The sequence below is a fragment of the Vibrio sp. 10N.222.51.C5 genome (assembly GCF_041474575.1).
In the GTDB taxonomy this organism is placed as follows: Bacteria; Pseudomonadota; Gammaproteobacteria; order Enterobacterales; family Vibrionaceae; genus Vibrio; species Vibrio crassostreae_C.
In genome coordinates, this window is the sequence record NZ_JBFRUJ010000010.1 from 71,116 (window position 1) to 89,167 (window position 18,052).

The window sequence follows — 18,052 nt, forward strand, 5'->3', positions numbered from 1 at the left end:
AGCCAGTGAACGTAACCTTATTAGCAATTGCTGGTGGAATTATCATTCTCGGCTTGGGCTCTTACGCAGGTTACCTTCTACTTCAAGTGAAGAAGCAGACGGAGTTGCAAAAGCAGCATCAAGCACTAGCCATTGAAAAACGCAACGCGACGATTTACGAAAACGTAAATACTTTGTGCTTAGCGGGCATTCAAGGGCAATGTGACTTACCTGAGATCAGTATCCGAGTGTGTATCATTATGGATAATGTTCAGGGTGATGAGCGTGTCGATTTTGATTCTGAGTATCCTGCTCTTTCTGAGCTGTACCATATCGTAAAAGATATGGCTCGCGGAGAGGCAAGACAGGAACTGACGAAGAAAGAGCGCATGCAGCAGAATCTCACGCGCCATAAGGCAGAGACTCGCTTGAATGATGCGGTCATTGAAGATCTGAAAAGGTTGCAAGAGAAGGTTAAACCTCTCAACAACCAAATCAACATTCAGATGATCTAGTCGCTAAGACTATTTAAAATAGAGGCTTGTTTAATACAGGGTGTTCTTGAGACACCTTATCTTTATAGATAGTGTTAAATGAGCCTTCTTACCTTTTGCGTCTCGTTAATCCCGACGCTTTGTTAGTGATCAAGCTAGCAGTTCTGAGTTTTTGTCTAAAAAATTGATTTTGTCTTGGAACGACCTTACAGGTCGTGTGGCAAAATAACCCGTCTATATTTTAATGTATGTAAAATGATTTGAGAGACCTTAGGTTCTCGCGGATCTAAATTGGAAATACCGCTATGTCGAGCAAGCCAGTAACAACGAATCAGCAAATCGTTTGGGATCAAGAGATCTTAAACAAGTACAACTATTCGGGACCTCGTTACACCTCATATCCAACAGCGTTGGAGTTTCATGAAGCGTTTACCGTCGCTGATTACGACATGGCGTGTACTCAATATCCTGAGCGTCCACTCTCTCTTTACGTGCATATCCCGTTCTGCCACAAGCTTTGTTACTACTGTGGTTGTAATAAAGTCATTACTCGTCACTCGCATAAAGCGGATGAGTACCTTGATGTGATTGAACATGAAATCCGCCAACGCGCCTCTTTATTGAATGGCCGTGAAGTGACGCAATTGCACTTCGGTGGTGGTACGCCAACGTTCTTGACCAAAACACAAATCACTCGTTTGATGAGTATTTTGCGTGAAGAGTTTAACTTCACCGCTGACGCTGAAATCAGTATTGAAGTTGACCCGCGTGAGATTGAGCTAGACGTACTTGACCACCTGCGTAACGAAGGCTTCAACCGCCTGAGCATTGGCGTGCAAGACTTCAATAAAGAAGTGCAGAAACTGGTTAACCGTGAGCAAGATGAAGAGTTCATCATTGCGATGGTTAAACGAGCGAAAGAGCTAGGCTTCCGTTCAACTAATCTGGATTTGATCTACGGCCTACCAAAGCAGACTCAAGCTTTGTTCGCTGAAACATTGAAGCAAGTGTTAGAAATGAAGCCGGGCCGTTTATCGGTATTTAACTACGCACACATGCCTCAGCTGTTTGCGGCGCAGCGTAAGATTAAAGACGAAGATCTACCTGAAGCGAAAGAGAAAATGGCTATCTTGCAAGATACCATCGAGACGCTAACGGGAGCGGGTTACCAGTTCATTGGTATGGATCACTTCGCACTACCTGAAGATGAGCTAGCCGTAGCACAGCGTGAAGGTATTCTGCATCGTAACTTCCAAGGCTACACCACCCAAGGTGAAGCTGACTTAATTGGTTTCGGTGTTTCTGCGATTTCTATGGTTGGTGATGCTTACGCACAAAATCAGAAAGAGCTGAAGAAGTACTACGCTCAGGTGAATGACCTGCGTCATGCACTTTGGAAAGGTGTTGCTCTAGACAGTGACGACCTTCTACGTCGTGAAGTGATCAAGCAGCTGATTTGTAACTTCAAGCTTGATAAAACAATGATCGAATCTGAGTTCTCGGTTAACTTTAATCGCTACTTCAAAGAAGATTTAGAGCTTCTACAAACCTTCATCAACGATGATTTGGTTGAAGTCGATGACAAAGAAATCCGCGTTACTCTGCGTGGCCGCTTGCTGATCCGTAACATCTGTATGTGTTTTGATAAATACTTACGTGCAAAGGCTCGCCAGCAGCAATTCTCTCGCGTTATCTAATCGCTCGATAGAGAATAGAACAATAAAAAATGCCAGCATCATGCTGGCATTTTTGTATCTGACTCATTCGATTTCTGCCTGGTTTAGGTGAGACTCTCAGTGGTATTTTGTTTGACCTTGGCACTTTGCTTGGAGTTGATGAGGTCGGTAGGCCATTGGTCAAACGGAACTGGGCGACTGTATAAGAAGCCTTGAGCAAGCGGGCACTGCAGCTGCTTGAGAAGTTCAGCCTGTTGCTGTGTTTCAACGCCCTCTGCCACCAAGCTTACTTTGAAGCCCTTAGTGATGTTAACGATGGCCGCGACGATGGAGCTATCTAGGTTCTCTTTATCAAGTTTGCTGACAAAGCTGCGGTCGATCTTAAGGCAGTCGAATGGCAGTTTGTGTAAGTAAGCCAGTGACGAATAGCCGGTACCAAAGTCATCAATCGCAATTGATATCCCTAGTGCTTTTAGAGTCAGCATGTTATCGATGATGGTCGGGTCGTTGTCGACGATGCGTGATTCGGTGATCTCTAGTGTCAGGTTGCTTGCTGGCAGATTTGTGTCTCGCAACGTGCCTTTTACTTGTTCCACAAAGCCACTTTCACTCAGTTGATCGACCGACAGGTTAACGTGAATAGAGAAGTCCTTGCTCCACTTTCCTGATTCAATCGCGATGGCAGTATCTCGACACGACTTATGTAGAATTTGCTTGCCGATATCGTCAATGAGCCCGCTCTCTTCCGCGAGAGGAATGAACTCGAGTGGCGAGATCACCCCTTCATCCGTTATCCAGCGAGCTAAAGCTTCTGCTCCTATGGTCGAGCCAGATTCCAGATCAATAATAGGCTGATAAAACGGTTCGAACTGTTGAAGCTCAATCGCTCGGTTCATCCGCGCTAACATCTTGGTGCGATGTCTCGATGCTTTGCCCATTTCAAGGCTATAAATACAGACACTGGTTTTGTCTTGTTTCGCATTGCTCAATGCAATGCTGCTGCTGCGTAGCAGGAGTGTAATGTCGTGAAGATTCGAGACATTCACTATCCCCATCGATACCTTAATCACCACGCTTTCCGATTCCATTGAAAATGGGGAAGCGAAGGTTTGAAGTAAGCGGTTAGTCAGCAGCTGAACATCATCGCTTTGCGTTACGTTTGGCGCGTAGATGGCAAACTCATCACCACCAGTGCGAGCTAGTAGGTATTCGGATGGCAGTGTGCCTCTTAAACGAGCGGCCGCAATGATAAGTAGCTGGTCGCCATTGTAATGACCTAGGCTGTCATTGATGTCTCGGAAGCGATCAATACCAATCAAATACAGTGTGCCTTTTTCGTTGTCGGGGTGTTTCTTGGCAGCGTCAATAAAGCCTTCACGGCTGTATAGCTTGGTTAATGAGTCATAGGTAAGTTGAGACTGTAATGCATGAAACGAAGCCTTTAAGTTGTTGGTCATTTCATTGAATGACTCGACCAACATGCTGGTTTCATATATATGCCCTGTTTTTGGCATGCTCGCGTCCCAATCGCCCTTAGCAAGGCGTTTTGCCGCATCCGCTGTCGAGGTGATGGGTTGGGTTGCGCGATTAAAGGCAATTAATCCTGCAATGACCCCAATGCAGCTCAGTGCTAGCCCAAGCAACCAACTGTTTCTTTGATTTTCTGGCAATTCACCGAGCAGATTGCTTTCAGGGATCGACACCCCAATAAACCACGTGAGCCCGTGCTCATCTTCGTATGGGGTGATTTGGTTGAAGTAGCGTTCGTTGTCTAGGCTAAAACTAAAGCGCTGCTCACCCAAATTCTCGATTAGGTGGAATTGCTCTACGTAGCTAGCACTCTCACGTATGACTGGATTAGCACTCTCTGTTGCTAGTTTGCGTTGCCCTTTGTTGGTTTGTCCTGTGCCCCATGAAACGACACTGCCTCCGCCTGAGTGCGCGACCAAGCGTTGCTGCTTATCGATGATGTAAACAGAGGCATCCGTTCTATCTTTGAGCTTTCTGAGAAACGCATTGAAGGTATTGATTTTGATGTCGCTGACTACGACGGCTTTGAATTCATTATCATCATAGATAGGCGCTAGAGCAGATAAGGTGATTTCTTGACGTTCGTCAGCATTGGCATAAATTGGTGACCATAACGGTTTTTTCTGTGTCGCAATGGGTGTGTACCAAGGACGGATTCTAGGATCGTAACCTGAAATCACCGATCGAATGTCTTCACTAATTTTGCTGCCACGGTAAATGACCAGCTGATCATTGGTGCGTTCGTCTTGCACCATCAAGGTGTAGCCTTTGTTGGCTTCTTTGCGGAAACCGACGTAGTTACCATCTTCAGAACCAAAGCCGATCGCATCGAGTTGAGGTGCAGCAGTGTAATGGTCTGAAAACGTATAAAAAATATAGTCTTGGACCTTACTAAGATTGCCTGCTTGATAAAGATGGTGGTAGCCGATGTTATGGCTGAGCGAGAGGTTGGCGTGAAATGGCTTTTCTAAAAAATTAGACAGGCTTTGATGAACATTGTCAGTCAGTGATGTCAGCTGGCGTGCACTAACATCACTCACCATCTCTTTGTAGCTTAGCTTTTGAGTGAAAACCATTACGCTCATAGTGAACAGAAAAATCATCACGAATGGCAGAACCACAGCAGTTCTCAAGGTAATTTGTGTTTTCAAAGACATCTTTAGCTACAACTTTAGTGGATGGCATACCTTAATTGTACCGACACTATTCAAACCAAGCGACACTTTTTTGGTTAAAAAAGTAGCTGCATCGAGAGTCATATCAGGTCAGTACAGTTCTTTTAGTTTACGAGTTAGAGTGTTTCTTCCCCAACCTAAAACTTTGGCTGCATCCTGTTTATGACCATTGGTATGGTTGAGTGCAGCCTCTAGCAGTATACGTTCAAACTCTGGCAGCGCATAAGTTAGTAGCTCTTTTTCTCCTGAATCAAGCGCACACTTTGCCCAATTAGCGAGCAGTTGTTGCCAGTTATCTCCAGTTCCTGAGGTGGTCACCACTTTTTCTTCTAGCAGCTCTGGTGGCAGGTCTGAAGGAAGAATTTCGCTGCCGCTGGCCATCACGGTAAGCCAACGACAAATGTTTTCAAGCTGACGCACGTTACCCGGCCAATTGAGCTGGTTGAGCTTCAAAATGGTCTCAGGATGCAGTGTCTTCACTTCAACACCGAGCTCTTCGGCGGCGGATGCTAGGAAGTGATGAGTCAGCTTTTCAATGTCTTGTTTACGTTCGCGAAGTGCCGGGATATGGATTCGGATAACGTTGAGTCGGTGGAAAAGGTCTTCACGGAAGTCGCCTTCATGCACTAAGCGCTCAAGATCTTGGTGGGTTGCGGCAACGATACGAACGTCTACCTTAACTGCAGAGTGACCGCCGACACGATAGAACTGACCATCAGAAAGTACACGCAACAAGCGAGTTTGGATATCGAGTGGCATGTCACCGATCTCATCCAGAAATAGGGTGCCGCCGTTGGCTTGTTCAAAGCGTCCTTGGCGAACGCTGTTAGCACCGGTAAAGGCACCTTTTTCGTGGCCAAACAGTTCAGACTCGATCAGATCTTTGGGGATTGCTGCCATGTTCAAGGCAATGAAGGGCTTCTTAGCTCTTGGGCTGTGACGATGCAGAGCGTGAGCGACCAATTCTTTACCGGTACCCGATTCACCATTGATCAGCACGGATATGGATGAGCGAGACAAACGGCCAATCGCTCGGAAAACCTCCTGCATTGCCGGTGCTTCACCGATGATTTCTGGCGCGTTGGTGTCTTCAGCGACCTCACTGGCTTGTTCGCGTTTCTGCTCTTGGCTGTGCGCGATCGCTCGTTCGACTAGAGTCAGTGTTTCATCAATATCGAACGGCTTTGGAAGATATTCAAAGGCGCCTTTTTGATAAGCATTCACCGCCGCATCAAGGTCTGAGTGCGCGGTCATAATGATCACGGGCAGGTCGGGAGAGCGTTGATGAACCTGATGCAACAGCTCAATCCCGTCAATGCCGGGCATGCGAATGTCAGACACCAATACGTCCGGTGTCTCGCGCTCAAGCGCAAGCAACACGCTCTCAGCATCAGCAAATGTTTCACACTTAATATCCGCAGATGAAAGTGTTTTCTCTACTACCCAGCGGATAGAGCTGTCGTCATCGACGACCCAAACGTATCCCTTACTCATAATTCAATTCCTTTGCAGCCAAATCTATTGTGATAATCATTGTTGTTTTTATGATGTCTTAATCTTTGTGTTACCGAGCTAAGCCTTTCATCTCGCTGTCCAATAGCGAGGTTCTTATGACCTAAATCGGTAGATAAATCGTGAATGTGGTGTTGCCTGGCCAGCTTTCAACATCAATTTTCCCATTGTGTTGATCGATCAGGTTTTGAGAAATCGATAGCCCCAGCCCTGTTCCACCTTCTCGTCCGCTGACCATTGGGTAAAACAGCGTGTCTTTTAAATCATCGGGGATGCCCGGACCGTTATCGCTGATCTCAATACGAGCTGCGAGTTTGTGTCGCTGCCCGTGAATATTTGCTTGATGCACCGTTCTGGTGCGAATGGTGATTTTGCCAGAATCTTGAGTCTTTAGAATCTGCGCTGCATTGCTCACGATATTGAGCATCGCTTGTTCAACCTGTGCCGAATCCATCAAGATGTCCGGTAGGCTCGGGTCGTAATCCCTTTCGATGGCGAGCGTTGAACCCGATTCGAGCTCTACGAGCTGCCTGACTTTCTCAAGTATCTGGTGAAGGTTCTCTTCTGATTTAGTCCCCGGCTTCTGTGGGCCAAGCAGACGGTCGACTAATGCTCTTAAGCGGTCGGCTTGCTCAATAATGATCTGCGTATATTCATTAAGAGACTGATCAGGAAGCATTTTCCCAAGTAACTGCGCCGCACCTCTTAAGCCACCGAGTGGATTTTTGATCTCATGTGCTAACCCGCGTACCAGCAACTTAGCCGCTTGTTGTTGTGCATGTTGGTTGAGCTCTTGGCTAAGGCGTCTTTGCTGGTCTATCTTGCGCATCTCAACCAATAACAGCGTCTCTCGCTGCCAAGATATTGGGCTAACCGTGACTTCAAGCATCAGTGGGCGGTTATCAACAACGAAGGTAACGTCACTGTCGGTAATGCTCTGGCCACTTTGTAGCGGTTGCGTCAGAAGCGCCAAATCAAGTGAAGCGTGTTGGATAAGTTGGCTCAGTGGATGATCAACGATGCGTCGTGCGCTCTGTGAAAAGAGCTGCTCAGCCGCCGGATTTGCGTATCGGACATACAATTGCTCATCGAGCATTAATGTCGAAGTCACCATATTGTCGAGAATGGCGCTGGAAAGATGGTGTGTATCTATGCTGTCGCTTTTGGCTGATCGATTCACTATTTCGTCCTTGAACTGGTGTTTTTCTCACTGCACCAAATTGGTGCGTAGCTAAGTTCAAGTATGGCGCATATCAACCAGAAGCTAAAGATAATTCATTAGAGTCGCTGAAAGCTGCTTCGATTAGGTGAAAAGTAGAGGTTATTTGGCCTCTTTTAACACATTGGCCTACTTGAGCGTCGCTCGATGTAAATACACGGTGACTGGACTAGTAGATGCAATAAGCTTGCCGCTTCTATGTGCTTGAATTGCAATGGTGTGAGTACCTCGATCGATACCTTTTAATTCCCAAATAGGTTGGGTCTGTGGGGCGCCATATCGACGGCCATCGAGCATCAATTGTAATTGCTCACCTATACCAAGCTTTCGGTTGAGTTCTATCTGAATCGGGATTAAGCCGCGATTACTACGAATGGTTTGATCATGAACTGGAGTCAACATGGTGAGGGCTAATTGAGTAGGAACCTCGCGCTTTGTGGTTTCGGTTTCTGCCTGAGTTTTGGCTGGCGTTGCCGTTTTAGTTGTAGAGGAAGCAGCAGCGTCAACCGGAGTTGAGGCCTCAAATTTAGGGGCGGGTGCTGAAGCTTGCACATCTGGCAGGCGAAGAGCCTCGGCATCTTGAGCGCTAGGGTTATCACTAAAGTGGAGCACGCCATCTTCATCTATCCAGGTATACACCGTTTGAGCAGAGCACGAGAGCGCGACTGTTAACCCGATTAGGAACAGTATGTTTTTCATATCTTTAGCCTCTTTTCACCGCTAGGTGATTTCACGTTTGGCGTTGGTTTTATTGTATTTAGCGCGACAGCCTCTGAGGGCTTTTGTTTAAGGTATGGTACGAGGAAGCGGGGGGAGGGAGAATATAAAAAAGGCCCGCCTGCGAGGCGAGCCTAATATTTAGTCAGCGATTCTTACAAGGTTGCAGTAAGAAATGGCTTATCTCTACAGGAGATTAAACTGAGTAGTACAGTTCAAACTCAAGTGGGTGTGTAGCCATGTTCACGCGTTGTACGTCGTCAGATTTCAGAGTGATGTAAGAATCGATGAAATCGTCAGAGAATACGCCGCCAGCTGTTAGGAACTCACGGTCTTCGCTAAGCGCTGCTAGAGCTTCTTGTAGAGATTCTGCAACTGTTGGGATTTCAGCTGCTTCTTCTGCAGGAAGGTCGTATAGATCTTTATCCATAGCTTCGCCTGGGTGAATCTTGTTCTTGATGCCGTCAAGGCCAGCCATAAGCATTGCTGAGTAGCATAGGTATGGGTTAGCTGCTGGGTCACCAAAACGTAGCTCGATACGACGTGCTTTAGGGCTTGGTACTACTGGGATACGGATAGAAGCAGAACGGTTACGTGCTGAGTAAGCAAGCATTACAGGTGCTTCGAAACCAGGTACAAGACGCTTGTACGAGTTAGTTGATGGGTTAGCAAACGCGTTGATTGCACGAGCGTGCTTGATTACACCACCGATGTAGTAAAGAGCCATTTCAGATAGGCCGCCGTACTTATCACCAGCAAACAGGTTAACGCCGTCTTTTGCTAGAGATTGGTGAACGTGCATACCAGAACCGTTGTCACCAACTAGTGGCTTAGGCATGAATGTCGCTGTTTTACCAAATGCGTGAGCAACGTTGTGTACAACGTACTTGTAGATTTGAGTTTCATCAGCTTTCGCTGTTAGCGTGTTGAAGCGAGTAGCGATTTCGTTTTGACCCGCAGTTGCTACTTCATGGTGGTGAGCTTCAACAACTAGGCCCATCTCTTCCATTACTAGACACATTGCTGAACGGATGTCTTGAGATGAATCTACTGGAGCTACTGGGAAGTAACCGCCTTTAACGCCAGGACGGTGACCTTTGTTACCGCCTTCGAAGTCAGAACCTGTGTTCCAAGCTGCTTCTACGTCATCGATCTTGAAGAAAGAACCAGACATGTCGTTTGAGAACTTAACGTCGTCAAATAGGAAGAATTCTGGCTCTGGACCAACTAGAACTGTGTCTGCGATACCTGTAGAACGTAGGTACTCTTCAGAACGTTTAGCGATAGAGCGTGGGTCACGGTCGTAGCCTTGCATTGTTGCAGGCTCAAGGATGTCACAACGGATGTTTAGTGTTGCGTCTTCTGTGAATGGGTCCAGTACAGCAGATGCTGCGTCTGGCATCATTACCATGTCAGATTCGTTAATGCCTTTCCAACCAGCTACTGAAGAGCCGTCAAACATTTTGCCTTCTTCGAAGAAGTCTGCATCAACTTGGTGAGAAGGAATAGAGATATGCTGCTCTTTACCTTTTGTATCAGTAAAACGTAAGTCGATAAATTTAACTTCGTTCTCTTGGATCAGGGATAGTACATTTTCTACTGACATCTTGGATAACCTCCAGTGTTATTAATTCGGTATTAGCTCGATTCGGTTGAAACTAGCATTGATTAATGTCTATAAGTGCATTAATCGATGCTGATTTATCTATAGCCAAAAACGTGCCAAAAAAATTATTCCATTAATTTCAATGATTTACTTGTTTTTCGGTTTTGCTTAATTTGGTTTTTGCACCAAAATGATCTCTGGGCGCACCTTATTGGTGCAATTGTTTGTCTGTGCACCAATATGAGACATAAGCGAGCACCATTCAGCAATGAATTGCCTAAGTTGTCAATCCACTTTTGTTATTTTGCGGGAGATTTGGTTCGCCACTCGCAGGTGATACTTTTTTAGAGTCCTACGAATTGGGCTGTTCAACACTGTACTGAATCAAAGTTAAGCGGATATGAATCGCTAATAAAGAAAAAAGCCCCGGTTCAGATCACATATTTCTGGGTTTTTGTCTAGAATCTGGTATATTATTGACCGTTTTTTAAATCAAGCTAGCGGTTATTATCCAAACTTTTGAGATAAGTGACGGCTACTTTTATGAGTGAATCGAGAATCCATGTCTACTCCACAGATTGATAAGTTAAGAAATATCGCGATCATCGCGCACGTTGACCACGGTAAAACGACTTTGGTTGATAAACTGCTACAACAGTCAGGCACTCTTGAGTCTCGTGGTGAAGCTGAAGAGCGTGTCATGGATTCGAATGACATCGAAAAAGAGCGTGGCATTACCATTCTTGCTAAGAACACAGCAATCAACTGGAATGATTACCGCATCAACATCGTAGATACTCCGGGACACGCGGACTTCGGTGGTGAAGTTGAGCGTATCATGTCTATGGTTGACTCTGTTCTGCTTATCGTTGACGCAGTTGATGGCCCAATGCCTCAAACTCGTTTCGTAACGCAAAAAGCATTCGCACACGGTCTTAAGCCAATCGTTGTAATCAACAAGATTGACCGCCCAGGCGCTCGTCCTGATTGGGTTATGGATCAAGTATTCGACCTTTTCGACAACCTAGGTGCTACTGATGAGCAACTAGACTTCACAGTTGTTTACGCTTCAGCTCTAAACGGCTGGGCAACAATGACTGAAGGCGAAACTGGCGAGAACATGGAACCATTGTTCCAAGCTGTTGTTGATACAGTAGACGCGCCTGCAGTTGACCTTGACGGTCCACTACAAATGCAAATTTCGCAACTTGATTACAGCTCTTACGTAGGTGTTATCGGTGTTGCTCGTGTTACTCGTGGTTCTGTTAAACCAAACCAACAAGTAACTATCGTCAATGCAGAAGGCAAAAAACGTAACGGTAAAGTAGGTACAGTTCTTGGTTACCTAGGTCTTGACCGTCACGAAGTTGAGCAAGCTAACGCTGGCGACATCATTGCAATCACTGGTCTTGGTGAGCTGAAAATTTCAGACACTATCTGTGACGTAAACAATGTTGAAGCAATGACTCCGCTTTCTGTTGATGAACCAACAGTAACAATGACGTTCCAAGTAAACACTTCTCCGTTCGCGGGTAAAGAAGGTAAGTTCGTTACTTCACGTAACATCCTTGAGCGTCTAGAGAAAGAACTAGTACACAACGTTGCACTACGTGTTGAAGAAACTGATAACCCAGATCGTTTCCGTGTTTCAGGTCGTGGTGAACTTCACCTATCTATCCTGATCGAAAACATGCGTCGTGAAGGTTTCGAGCTAGCTGTATCTCGTCCAGAAGTTATCATCAAGAAAGACGAAGATGGCAACCTAACTGAACCGTTTGAAACTGTGACTATCGACGTGCTTGAAGAGCACCAAGGTGGCATCATGGAAAACATCGGTCTACGTAAAGGTGAGCTAACTGATATGTCTCCAGATGGCAAAGGCCGTGTTCGCATGGACTTCATGATGCCTTCTCGTGGTCTTATCGGTTTCCAAACTGAGTTCCTAACGCTAACGTCTGGTTCTGGTCTTCTTTACCACTCATTTGATCACTACGGTCCTCACAAAGGCGGCGTAATCGGTCAACGTAACAACGGTGTTCTAATCTCGAACGCGACTGGTAAAGCACTGACTTACGCACTATTCAACCTACAAGAACGTGGTCGTCTATTTGCTGAGCACGCAGATGAAGTATACGAAGGTCAAATCATCGGTATTCATAACCGTTCAAACGACCTAACAGTAAACTGTCTGAAAGGTAAGCAGCTAACGAACGTTCGTGCATCAGGTACTGATGAAGCACAGGTTCTTTCGCCACCTATCCGTCACACTCTAGAGCAAGCTCTTGAGTTCATCGACGAAGACGAACTAGTAGAAGTAACGCCTGTAAGCATTCGTATCCGTAAGAAACTTCTTACTGAAAACGAACGTAAGCGTGCAGCACGTCCAGCTAAGGCTTAATTGCCAGCTGACTAGCTTCTAGCTAACAAGCAATACGTTTTAGAATAAGTAAGAAAGCCCCGAGTAGCCTAGCTGCTCGGGGCTTTTGTTTTTTAGTTTGTTTAGATACGGTTAAACGAGATTTCGTCATCCTCAAGAGGGAGGAACGACCGAGTTGGGGATCTAGCTTTTGATACCTAAGTAACGCTCAACGAATTGAAGCCGTTCTTCGACTGGCATAAACGGCACTTCAACCACCTCATAACCAAGTTCTTGGTAGACTCTTTCTAACGCGTGGTGAATCTCTAACGCCTCCTCAAACGGATAAGGTCTCACATCATCTTGTACATAAATTGAAGCCTCAGGGCGACAGAACAACACTTGGGGGTGATAACCTTGGCTCGCTTCTCGGTAGGTTGTGTTTATCTCTAGTTTCGCCTGAGCCAAGTAGCCACAGATATCTGGAATGGCGCGATCGAGAAAGGCAACAGGATGCTGACTGGCTTGGTCTTTGTGTTCGCTCATGACGGTTAAACATAGGCGAGCAAAGCCTGGAAGGTCTAACCAAGGTAAGATACCGTTCTCAAGTTGACTCTGCTGTTCGATTAACTGGCGAGAGGACTCAGCGAATATCGGGTAACCCATGTCACCCAAGGCATTAATTAGTGTGGTTTTACCAGCCCCTGGGCCGCCAGTAACAATGATTGGGTTCATACGGGTTTATCTTAATTCGCTTCTAATGGCACTACTTCTGATTGAGTTGAGCTAGGAATTTATCCGACTCTGCTATTGCCGCATTCATCTGCTCTATTGCATAGGCGATGTCTTTTTCTAAGCTCATAAACTCACCTTGCAGCGAGCCGACAGCGCTCGCATTGAGGTTGTGCTTCAAGTAAAGCGTGTTGTCGCGAAGGGTATTGAGCACAGGGTCCATTTTCTTCTCGGCGCGCTTCATTGCTGACAGCATCGTTTGGTAAGACAATTTAGTTTCACGAAGCTTTTGCTCGCTCGAACGGCGCAGTGAATCACTGGTGTAGAGATCTAACTCACTCTGCCACTCTTCAAACAGCGCATCCGACACATCTTCAATCGCAGCAATGCGGTCACTGACATTTTGCGCGGCTTTCTCGCTGTCTTGGTATTTATCATTGATTTGGTTGTACATGTCTTCAAGGTCGCCGCCACTGAAGTTAGTCAGGCTGCTGAGTGCTTCAAGTGCGCTGGTAAACTCTTCCTGAGCATCCTGCTGTGACTCTTTAGCGTCTTCCACTCTATCAACCATAATGTCACGCTTGTGATAGCCCACTTGCTCCATTGCGGAGTAATAAGCTGATTGGCATCCAGTAAGAGTAAAAATAGAGAGGACTATAACTATTAAATAAGGCATCCTAGTTTCCTATAGTTAAGTAACGGAATATTAATTAGGACTATGAACGAGTTACAAGGGAGTTACAAGTTGAAGATAAAAAAGGTCGCCACACTCAGTATTCAGTTTTCTCGCTATCTTTTGGCGCGAATGACGCACGATAGAGTCAACGTGAATGCGGGCTACTTGGCGTACATTACTTTGCTCTCGATCGTACCTATGTTGACGGTTTTGCTCTCTATCTTATCGTCATTTTCAGTCTTTGCTGATGTTGGCCTAGTGATTCAAAACTTCGTTATTACCAACTTTGTTCCAGCATCTGGAGATGCGGTGCATGGTGCTCTACTCGAGTTTGTTGCCAACACGGGTAAGATGACGGCGGTCGGTAGTGTGTTCTTGTTCATTGCGGCACTGATGTTGATCTCGAATATCGATAAGAACCTAAACTACATCTGGCGTGTTAATGAGAAGCGACGTGCGGTATTGTCGTTCTCAATGTACTGGATGGTGCTAACACTTGGGCCGATCTTGATTGGGGCGAGCATTGCTGCAACGTCGTATGTGACATCATTGAACTTGTTACAAAACGAAGTCGTGTCGAGTGCCTTTAATACCGTGATTCGCAAGCTCCCTTTGATTACCTCATTCTTTGCGTTTTTCGGTCTGTATCTGCTGGTTCCCAACAAAAAGATACACTTTTCTCATGCGGCAGCGGGCTCTCTGGTTGCGGCTCTGTTGTTCGAACTCAGTAAGAAAGGCTTCGCGGCTTACATTACTCAATTCCCCTCTTACCAGTTGATTTATGGCGCATTAGCGGCGATTCCCATTCTTTTTGTCTGGGTGTATTTGTGCTGGTTGATTGTGTTGGTGGGTGCTGAGGTGACGGCCGCGTTGGGCGAGCAGGAACAGTGGAGTGACTCTCAAGAAATGGTACACTCGTCGGATAAAGACAAAATCACAGAGCAAGGAAACAACAGTGATAGCACTGATCCAGAGAGTAAGTGAAGCTGCCGTTCGAGTTGATGGCGAAGTAGTTGGTGAGATTGAACAAGGCTTATTGGTTCTATTAGGCGTAGAAAAAGGTGATGACGAAGCCAAAGCCAAACGTTTGATGGAACGAGTAACAACTTATCGTGTCTTTGAAGATGAAGACGGAAAAATGAACCTCAACGTAAAACAGGTTGAAGGTAAAGTGTTGGTGGTTTCTCAATTCACACTGCCAGCCGATACAAAAAAGGGAACTCGAGCGGGCTTTTCTCGTGGAGCAAACCCTGAAGATGCGGAGCGTCTTTACGATTATTTCTCTAACCAATGTGAATCAGTATTGCCAACGGAACGTGGCCGATTTGCAGCCGACATGAAAGTGTCATTGGTTAATGATGGCCCAGTAACATTCTGGCTGCAGGTTTAAACTTAAAAGGATAAGCATGTTTAAACTGATAACACCGACCACCGAAAATCAACTGAACAAGTATTACCATTTTCGTTGGCAGATGCTGCGTGAACCTTGGCGAATGCCGGTAGGTTCCGAGCGTGATGAATATGATGCCATGAGTCACCATCGCATGATTGTCGATGGTCGTGGCCGTCCGATGGCGATTGGCCGCCTTTACATCACTCCAGACCTCGAAGGTCAGATCCGTTATATGGCGGTAAAGAACTCTCGTCGAAGTAAAGGCATGGGCTCATTGATTTTAGTGGCGTTAGAGTCACTGGCTCGCCAAGAGGGTGCTAAGCGCTTGGTGTGTAATGCACGTGAAGATGCGATCTCATTCTATGAGAAAAACGAATTTGAGCGTCGTGGTGAAATTAATGACCAGCGTGGTCCAGTTCGTCATCAGCAGATGGTGAAGCACCTTGATCCGATGGCTGATGTACTGCGTAAGCCTGAATGGTGTAATGAGCTACAACAGCGCTGGGAAAATCAAATTCCGATCAGTGACAAGATGGGTATCAAAATTAACCAATACACGGGTTATCAGTTTGAATGTAGTGCTCAGTTGAACCCAAACCTTAATCCTCACAACACCATGTTTGCAGGCTCAGCTTTCACCTTAGCGACATTAACAGGCTGGGGAATGACTTGGTTGTTGATGAAAGAGCGTGGACTTACTGGTGATATCGTTCTGGCTGACAGTAATATTCGTTATCGTCACCCGGTTGAGCAAAACCCAGTTGCTGCTACTTCATTGGATGGAATCAGTGGTGATTTAGATCGTCTCGCTTCAGGTCGAAAGGCTCGTATCATTATCCACGTGACTATTCATAGTGGCGATGTTGAAGCGGTTGAATTCACGGGCACTTATATGCTGATCCCTGACTACAAAAAGCGATTATCAACAGACACTAACGTAAGCGTATAGCTGACACTGACTAACAGATACAAGGCGCCTACTCCTGTGGAGTGGCGCTTTTTTGTTGGCAGTTATTAATCTCCGAATATTTCGCTTGGTCGAGCTTTCCTGAGATTTGATGACATGGGTCCGATAGGGTAACCGAGAGGGTGTGTTGCTCGGCTTTAAGCAAGTCGAGTTCTCCAGAAGCCTCGCCATTGAGCGTTTGAACCCTTTGTTCGCCTTGCTCTGCTGCTGACGTACCAATAATGTGCATCGGTTCGAGAGTGAAGCGCCCACGGTCAAAATGCGCATTAAGCTCTGGAATTTCAAACACGTTATCAGTCGATGTTTCAGAAAGCTTGTCATTAAAGGTCATCACACCCTGGCGAACGCTGCCAGTGAGTTGCCCTGTGGTTGAGTAACCGAGCATCAGTGAGTCGCCATATAAACCTGCGGCTTGAAGTTCAAACTCGCCATAGCCGGTTGCATCGAGTGGTAATTCAAGTCGCTGCAGCATAGGCGCAATGGGTAACCCATCGGCAGAAATATCTAAGCTCCATGGCTTGCTGATTTGGTTAAAATCGAGCGTTGCATTGGCTTCAATGTAGCCATTCCTGAGTGGTGCAAACAGACGAGTCAGCGTCCATTTTCCTTGTTCGCTATTCATCTCAACCACAGGCTGTGCGCTGAGAATATTTTGGTAGCTGGCATCATTGGCGCTCGCCATCAGCTTCCCTTGCCACAAGCCCAGTTTTCTATCTTGCAGCAGTTGAACTTGATGCCCCTCGACATGTAATCCAGAGACCTGCCAGTAAGGCGTTTGTGCTAGTTGGATAAGTTGGCTGCGTTCTATATTAAGTCGGTTAATCTCGACGTTCTGGAGCTGTGTGAGCCAAGGCAATAGGCGAGCGGCCGGTAGAGGGCTATCTTGGTTTTCGGTAATCCACTTGATGCCTTGCAGGTCGAGCTGCGCCAATTGAATGCTGCTAGGGGCGACTTCGCCATTGAGCTGAACAGTGCCCTGCAGGAATTGAGTATAGAAATCCTCAATCAGAATCCGGTTTGCTTCTAGGTTGAGCTTGAGGCTTGGCTCGATGAACATGTCATCATCAATGGTCACTCCTTCTGCCTGTAGAGAAAAAATGGCTTTCTGTTGTTTCCAGATTTCAAAAGGCAGTTGGATATTTTCTAATGAGGCATCAAAGGCAGCGAGGTGGCCATCTTGCCACTCTACGTCGCTACGCAGAATATCTAAGCTATTGATGTGATTAATCTTAATGCCTGCAACATCCCACTCTTTGCTTAGTAGGTTTTGGGTCTGTTTCTGATTGAGTCGTAAGCCATCGACGGTCACATTCACCAACGACCAATCTTGTTGATATTGTTCAGCTTGCCCAGAAATCTTGGCGCCACGCCAGTCAAACGAAGCACCATAAAGGGTGCTGTCACTCGGCTTGAGGTCTAGATCAATCAACAGATTATCGAATGCCTCACCTTGCCAATACAGTTGTGAGGCAGAGAGTTGGGTTTTTCCATAAGGTAGCAGCGAGTTATCGTTGTTCCACGTTGGGGCGGAGATCTGTAGGTCGATGCCTCGCGCATTAAACTCTGGCGTCGAAAAGTCGAGATTGTTGATGGCCAGCTGGTGGAGCTTGATGTTTGGTTGGGTAAATAAAGAAGTCAGTGTTTTTAGATCGTCTGCCTCTAATTGTAGGCCGCTGATCAAAACAGATTCAAAGACCAGTTTGGCCTCTGTCATCGAGCTGGGGCTGAACCAAAGATCGATCTTGTCGATATACAGAGGTGTTTGCTTTTCTGGTTGGCTTTGGGTAATGCCCATTAAGGTGATGTGATAAGGCGCCTGATACTCAACATCTTCAATGAATACAGGTTGTTCAATCGTATGTTTGATAAAAAAGTTGGCAACATCCGCACGGTATTGGGTCTGCAGGCTTAATAGCAGCGCTGCGATAGTTGCAACGGCGATAGCCAACACAATGCCGAACACCATGAATACCTTTTTCATTCCCTGAAAGCCTTAAATTTCAATAGTCTTAAAACAGAG

The 18,052-nt window shown here is 46.2% G+C and carries 14 protein-coding genes; 6 read left to right on the top strand and 8 right to left on the bottom strand.

Features of this window, described 5'->3' with window-relative positions:
• The first annotated feature begins 5 nt into the window (after positions 1-5).
• Positions 6-494, top strand: coding sequence for a DUF2489 domain-containing protein (locus AB4558_RS03540; RefSeq protein WP_017060164.1), 489 nt, complete (start codon positions 6-8; stop codon positions 492-494).
• A 284-nt stretch (positions 495-778) separates the two neighbouring features.
• Positions 779-2,170, top strand: a complete 1,392-nt coding sequence (gene hemN, locus AB4558_RS03545; RefSeq protein ID WP_017070103.1) for an oxygen-independent coproporphyrinogen III oxidase — start codon at positions 779-781, stop codon at positions 2,168-2,170.
• Between the two features lie 83 nt (positions 2,171-2,253).
• Here hemN and AB4558_RS03550 read toward each other — a convergent pair whose 3' ends face one another.
• The 5 genes from AB4558_RS03550 to glnA all read right to left on the bottom strand — a co-directional run bounded on the left by AB4558_RS03550 (position 2,254) and on the right by glnA (position 9,908).
• Positions 2,254-4,836: an EAL domain-containing protein gene (locus AB4558_RS03550; protein WP_372158023.1), complete on the bottom strand. Its 2,583-nt coding sequence runs from the start codon at positions 4,834-4,836 to the stop codon at positions 2,254-2,256.
• A 108-nt stretch (positions 4,837-4,944) separates the two neighbouring features.
• Entirely contained in the window at positions 4,945-6,348 is a 1,404-nt protein-coding gene (gene glnG, locus AB4558_RS03555; RefSeq protein ID WP_048661285.1) for a nitrogen regulation protein NR(I), read from the bottom strand.
• Positions 6,349-6,469: 121 nt separating this feature from the next.
• Positions 6,470-7,546, bottom strand: coding sequence for a nitrogen regulation protein NR(II) (gene glnL, locus AB4558_RS03560; protein WP_019826501.1), 1,077 nt, complete (start codon positions 7,544-7,546; stop codon positions 6,470-6,472).
• A 168-nt stretch (positions 7,547-7,714) separates the two neighbouring features.
• A complete protein-coding gene (locus AB4558_RS03565; RefSeq protein WP_017059222.1) occupies positions 7,715-8,284 on the bottom strand; it encodes a DUF4124 domain-containing protein in 570 nt (189 codons plus the stop codon).
• Positions 8,285-8,498: 214 nt separating this feature from the next.
• The gene (gene glnA, locus AB4558_RS03570) at positions 8,499-9,908 is read right to left on the bottom strand and encodes a glutamate--ammonia ligase (RefSeq protein ID WP_017059221.1); all 1,410 of its coding nucleotides are present in this window, start codon (positions 9,906-9,908) and stop codon (positions 8,499-8,501) included.
• A gap of 562 nt (positions 9,909-10,470) precedes the next feature.
• On the opposite strand from glnA, the gene typA reads away from it, so the two are divergent.
• Complete coding sequence (typA, locus tag AB4558_RS03575; protein ID WP_017059220.1) at positions 10,471-12,306, top strand: translational GTPase TypA; 1,836 nt, start codon at positions 10,471-10,473, stop codon at positions 12,304-12,306.
• A gap of 162 nt (positions 12,307-12,468) precedes the next feature.
• Here the strand turns inward: typA and AB4558_RS03580 are convergent, their stop codons facing one another.
• Complete coding sequence (locus AB4558_RS03580) at positions 12,469-12,999, bottom strand: AAA family ATPase (RefSeq protein ID WP_065585028.1); 531 nt, start codon at positions 12,997-12,999, stop codon at positions 12,469-12,471.
• A 31-nt stretch (positions 13,000-13,030) separates the two neighbouring features.
• Positions 13,031-13,672, bottom strand: coding sequence for a DUF2959 domain-containing protein (locus AB4558_RS03585; RefSeq protein ID WP_029235101.1), 642 nt, complete (start codon positions 13,670-13,672; stop codon positions 13,031-13,033).
• A 42-nt stretch (positions 13,673-13,714) separates the two neighbouring features.
• On the opposite strand from AB4558_RS03585, the gene AB4558_RS03590 reads away from it, so the two are divergent.
• Genes AB4558_RS03590 through AB4558_RS03600 form a run of 3 tightly spaced genes read left to right on the top strand, consistent with a single transcriptional unit; the run spans position 13,715 to position 16,014 of the window.
• Positions 13,715-14,656 (top strand): virulence factor BrkB family protein, encoded by a 942-nt coding sequence (locus tag AB4558_RS03590; protein WP_136981799.1) that lies wholly within the window; start codon positions 13,715-13,717, stop codon positions 14,654-14,656.
• Entirely contained in the window at positions 14,628-15,062 is a 435-nt protein-coding gene (gene dtd / locus AB4558_RS03595; protein WP_010433531.1) for a D-aminoacyl-tRNA deacylase, read from the top strand. Before AB4558_RS03590 ends, dtd begins: the two co-directional genes overlap by 29 nt.
• A gap of 16 nt (positions 15,063-15,078) precedes the next feature.
• Complete coding sequence (locus tag AB4558_RS03600) at positions 15,079-16,014, top strand: bifunctional GNAT family N-acetyltransferase/hotdog fold thioesterase (RefSeq protein ID WP_010433534.1); 936 nt, start codon at positions 15,079-15,081, stop codon at positions 16,012-16,014.
• A 28-nt stretch (positions 16,015-16,042) separates the two neighbouring features.
• Here the strand turns inward: AB4558_RS03600 and AB4558_RS03605 are convergent, their stop codons facing one another.
• Complete coding sequence (locus AB4558_RS03605) at positions 16,043-18,013, bottom strand: AsmA family protein (RefSeq protein WP_136979220.1); 1,971 nt, start codon at positions 18,011-18,013, stop codon at positions 16,043-16,045.
• Positions 18,014-18,052 lie beyond the last annotated feature (39 nt).

What these genes read in the sequence shown, in the direction of transcription:
- typA (WP_017059220.1), top strand. Translation starts at nt 10,471, where the DNA reads ATGTCTACTCCACAGATTGATAAGTTAAGAAATATCGCGATCATCGCG.
- glnG (WP_048661285.1), bottom strand. Translation starts at nt 6,348, where the DNA reads ATGAGTAAGGGATACGTTTGGGTCGTCGATGACGACAGCTCTATCCGC.
- AB4558_RS03585 (WP_029235101.1), bottom strand. Translation starts at nt 13,672, where the DNA reads ATGCCTTATTTAATAGTTATAGTCCTCTCTATTTTTACTCTTACTGGA.
- AB4558_RS03590 (WP_136981799.1), top strand. Translation starts at nt 13,715, where the DNA reads ATGAACGAGTTACAAGGGAGTTACAAGTTGAAGATAAAAAAGGTCGCC.
- glnA (WP_017059221.1), bottom strand. Translation starts at nt 9,908, where the DNA reads ATGTCAGTAGAAAATGTACTATCCCTGATCCAAGAGAACGAAGTTAAA.
- AB4558_RS03550 (WP_372158023.1), bottom strand. Translation starts at nt 4,836, where the DNA reads ATGTCTTTGAAAACACAAATTACCTTGAGAACTGCTGTGGTTCTGCCA.
- AB4558_RS03600 (WP_010433534.1), top strand. Translation starts at nt 15,079, where the DNA reads ATGTTTAAACTGATAACACCGACCACCGAAAATCAACTGAACAAGTAT.
- AB4558_RS03580 (WP_065585028.1), bottom strand. Translation starts at nt 12,999, where the DNA reads ATGAACCCAATCATTGTTACTGGCGGCCCAGGGGCTGGTAAAACCACA.
- AB4558_RS03605 (WP_136979220.1), bottom strand. Translation starts at nt 18,013, where the DNA reads ATGAAAAAGGTATTCATGGTGTTCGGCATTGTGTTGGCTATCGCCGTT.
- AB4558_RS03565 (WP_017059222.1), bottom strand. Translation starts at nt 8,284, where the DNA reads ATGAAAAACATACTGTTCCTAATCGGGTTAACAGTCGCGCTCTCGTGC.
- hemN (WP_017070103.1), top strand. Translation starts at nt 779, where the DNA reads ATGTCGAGCAAGCCAGTAACAACGAATCAGCAAATCGTTTGGGATCAA.